Genomic DNA, 3,497 nt, shown 5'->3' with positions numbered 1-3,497 from the left:
GGTCGGTGGTGTTGCCGACGGCATCCGGGTGCGGCCGGGTGAAGGTGGCGCCGTACGCGGGCGCCCTGTAGTCGATCGGTCGCAGCCCGACGCCGGCTGATGCGACTAGGGTCCGTGGTTGGTACCCGGCCTTCTCGACAGCCCGTTCCAGAACGCTGACCTGCGACCAGGTCTCACCTTGGTACAGATCCCGCAGGGGGACAGTGTCGTCGGCGTGGCGTAGCCTCCGCGACCAGGACGCCGCGCGGTCCTCCATGCTCGCCGGAGGGAGGTCGCGGATCCGGAGGCCGTCCTGAACGGGCGCTGACTTGCGATCAGCGCAGGTGACGACGATCGTCAGTTTTTGGGTCACTCGTTCGGTCTCCGGTTAATAACTGTCGGTGTGTCGAAGTTACTCTATGCGGTAGTTAGTCGTAGCGTCACTGTGTACACGCAGCGACAGTTGAGGAAAGTTCAGGTGGTTCAAATGAAGGCAGTTGTCCTGCTCAGTGGGGGTCTTGACTCCACGACCGTGCTGGCGCACGCGAAGAGCCTGGGCTTCGAGCCCTACGCCCTGAGTTTCCGCTACGGCCAGCGCCATGTCGTCGAACTGGAGGCTGCCCGCAAGGTCGCCGAGGCTCAGGGGGTGGCCGGCCACGTGATCTGCGACATCGACCTGAGCGTGTTCGGCGGGTCGGCCCTGACTGCCGACATCGACGTCCCCAAGCATGAGACCGCCGCCGAGGTTGCCGAGGACATCCCGGTCACCTACGTGCCGGCGCGCAACACCGTGTTCCTCTCCTTCGCCCTCGCCTACGCGGAGGTGATTGGCGCGACGGACGTGTTCATCGGTGTGAATGCCTTGGACTACTCCGGCTACCCGGACTGCCGCCCGGAATACATAGAGGCGTACGAGAACATGGCCAACCTGGCCACCCGGGCCGGCGTCGAGGGTGGGCGTTTGAAGATCCATACTCCGCTGATCGACAAAACCAAGGCGCAGATCGTCGAGATGGGTCTGGCGCTCGGCGTTGACTATGGGCTTACCTCGTCCTGCTATGACCCCGACGCCGCCGGCCGCTCGTGCGGCCACTGCGACTCCTGCCTGCTGCGCCTGAAGGGCTTCGCCGAGGCCGGCACCTCCGACCCGATCGAGTACCAGTGACGTACAAGATCAAGGAGATCTTCTACACCCTCCAGGGGGAGGGGGCGCACGCCGGGACGCCGGCGGTGTTCTGCCGGTTCAGCCTCTGCAACCTCTGGACCGGCCGCGAGGCCGACCGCGACCGCGCGATCTGCCAGTTCTGCGACACAGACTTCATCGGCACCGATGGCGAGAACGGCGGTCGCTTCGAGACCGCCGAAGACCTGGCCGATGCTGTGGAAGCGCAGTGGCCGGCCGACTGGCAGGAGGACCGGATGGTCGTCTGTACCGGTGGCGAGCCGCTCCTGCAGTTGGACGACGACGCGGTCGCTGCGCTGAAGGCCCGGGGGTTCTTCGTCGCGGTGGAGACCAATGGCACCCAGGTGCCGCCGGCCGGGATCGACTGGCTGTGCGTCAGTCCCAAGATCGGAGCCGAGTTGGTGGTGTCAGGTGGTCAGGAACTCAAGTTCGTCTATCCGCAGAAAGACGCCGACCCGACGCGTTTCGAGGGACTCGCGTTCGAGTCCTTTCGGGTACAACCCATGGACGGACCCGATCTCGACATGAACGTCGCTGCCGCCGTGAAGTTCTGTCTGGATCACCCGAACTGGCAACTCAGCCTGCAAACCCACAAGTACCTAGGAATCCCGTGACCGGCACTGCAGAGATCTACCGCGAGTTCACCTTTGAGGCGGCGCACCGTCTGCCCCATGTGCCAGACGGGCACAAGTGCGGTCGGCTCCACGGGCATTCGTATCGTGTGGAGGTGCATGTCACGGGTTCAATCGGCGAAGACACCGGGTGGGTGCAGGACTTCGGGGACATCAAGAGTGTCTACAAGCCGCTTGAGGAGCAGTTGGATCACAACTACCTCAACGACATCGAAGGGCTCGAGAACCCGACCAGCGAGGTGCTCGCTCAGTGGATCTGGAACAAGTTGGTTGGAACGTTGGCGGGCCTGAGTGCAGTCCAGGTTCGTGAGACCTGCACCTCCGGGTGCATTTACCGGGGGTAAACATGTCGCTGCCAGACATCCAGGACCAGGTGGACGAGCGCGGAGTGGAACTCGATCGCGTTGGCATCGCTGGGGTTCAATACCCGATCCGCTTCAATGACGGTTTGACCCAGCACGCCGGGATGGCGACATTCGATGTGACTGTGACGCTGCCGGCCGACCGCCGCGGAACCCACATGAGCCGGATGGTGGAGATCATCCATGACGAACTCCAGGATCTGGAACCCGAACGGCTTCCTCAGGCCCTCAAGGTGGCAGCTGACCGCCTTGACGTCGACAGGGTCCAGGTTGGTGTTGGGTTGCCGATGGCTTTCCTGGTCCAAGCGCCGACCTCTGGGAAGGAAGCGTGGCAGGTCTGCGACGTGGAACTTGAGGCGCGACTGACCGCCGATCGCGCAGAGCTCGCGGTCACAGTCGGCACTGATGTCACGAGTCTCTGCCCCTGCAGCAAAGCGATCAGTGACTACGGAGCCCACAACCAGCGCAGTCGAGTGCGTCTCACCACCATCGGGCGGCATGACGATGTCTATCCGTTGGACGTGGCGTCCGCATTCGCCATGATTCGCTCGATCGGCTCAAGCCCGGTTTTCCCGCTGATCAAGCGGCCTGACGAGCGCGCCGTCACGATGGACGCCCACGACAACCCCGCCTTTGTAGAAGACATGGTGCGGGATCTCTCTCACATGTGCCGAGAGCGCGGCATTGCCCACGCGGTGAGCGTGCGCAACTTCGAGAGCATTCACAGCCACGACGCCGTGGCCTCCCTTAGATGGGTTCCGGGCCCGTAGGCTCCCGACCGACTGAAGCACTCGCTTAGCCGCAACGCACAACTGTGTCGATACCTCAGGATGCACAGCGAACGCTTCTCGCAATACTGCGCCGCTCCGATGTCTCTGCCCAGGAACTCTGTCGGGCGCGGCCTGCTGGGTCACGGCGTTATGCAGAACGTCTCGCATTCGACGACGTCGTTCGGGTAGTCGTCGTTGATCGTCAGGACGTAGTACGTCTGCCCTGATTGTTTGTCGATCTCGTGGCCGAATAGGGTGATGGATTCGATGGGTGCCACCGGGTAGACGTTTGTGACCTCGCCATCCCGGATCTCGCGAAGTTCGCCATTCTGGCGCACCATCTCCCAGCCAGTTTCCAAATCTGTGTAGGTCAGTCGCATGCGATGAGGATGCCATCCAGTACGACTGTTTGCGGTCGCGCCCGTCGCGTCTGGTCTGTCCGCGGGGCCGACCATCGCGATCGCCCGCCGAGTCAGACCGCACATTGGCGACCCGACTTCGGGCGGCCGGTGGGCCTCTCCGACCCGCCGTCGTACCCCTCTGGAATGCTGACCCTCTGTCCAGAACGCCA

The 3,497-nt window shown here is 63.4% G+C and carries 5 protein-coding genes; 4 read left to right on the top strand and 1 reads right to left on the bottom strand.

Annotated elements, in window-relative coordinates:
• The first annotated feature begins 466 nt into the window (after positions 1-466).
• From queC to ACOADB_RS19410, 4 genes are read left to right on the top strand one after another with little or no spacing between them, the layout of a single operon-like run.
• Positions 467-1,144, top strand: coding sequence for a 7-cyano-7-deazaguanine synthase QueC (gene queC, locus ACOADB_RS19425; RefSeq protein ID WP_378602209.1), 678 nt, complete (start codon positions 467-469; stop codon positions 1,142-1,144).
• The gene (gene queE / locus ACOADB_RS19420) at positions 1,141-1,776 is read left to right on the top strand and encodes a 7-carboxy-7-deazaguanine synthase (protein ID WP_378602206.1); all 636 of its coding nucleotides are present in this window, start codon (positions 1,141-1,143) and stop codon (positions 1,774-1,776) included. The genes queC and queE overlap by 4 nt, the downstream gene beginning before the upstream one ends.
• On the top strand, positions 1,773-2,138 hold the full coding sequence (gene queD / locus ACOADB_RS19415) for a 6-carboxytetrahydropterin synthase QueD (protein WP_378602203.1): 366 nt from the start codon (positions 1,773-1,775) through the stop codon (positions 2,136-2,138). Before queE ends, queD begins: the two co-directional genes overlap by 4 nt.
• A gap of 2 nt (positions 2,139-2,140) precedes the next feature.
• The gene (locus ACOADB_RS19410; protein ID WP_378602200.1) at positions 2,141-2,926 is read left to right on the top strand and encodes a GTP cyclohydrolase I FolE2; all 786 of its coding nucleotides are present in this window, start codon (positions 2,141-2,143) and stop codon (positions 2,924-2,926) included.
• Positions 2,927-3,066: 140 nt separating this feature from the next.
• Here the strand turns inward: ACOADB_RS19410 and ACOADB_RS19405 are convergent, their stop codons facing one another.
• Complete coding sequence (locus tag ACOADB_RS19405) at positions 3,067-3,306, bottom strand: hypothetical protein (RefSeq protein WP_378602197.1); 240 nt, start codon at positions 3,304-3,306, stop codon at positions 3,067-3,069.
• Between the last annotated feature and the right edge of the window lie 191 nt (positions 3,307-3,497).

It is taken from the genome of Nocardioides sp. CPCC 206348 (assembly GCF_048654705.1).
GTDB lineage: Bacteria > Actinomycetota > Actinomycetes > Propionibacteriales > Nocardioidaceae > Nocardioides.
This window is presented reverse-complemented; position numbering and strand designations above follow the sequence as displayed.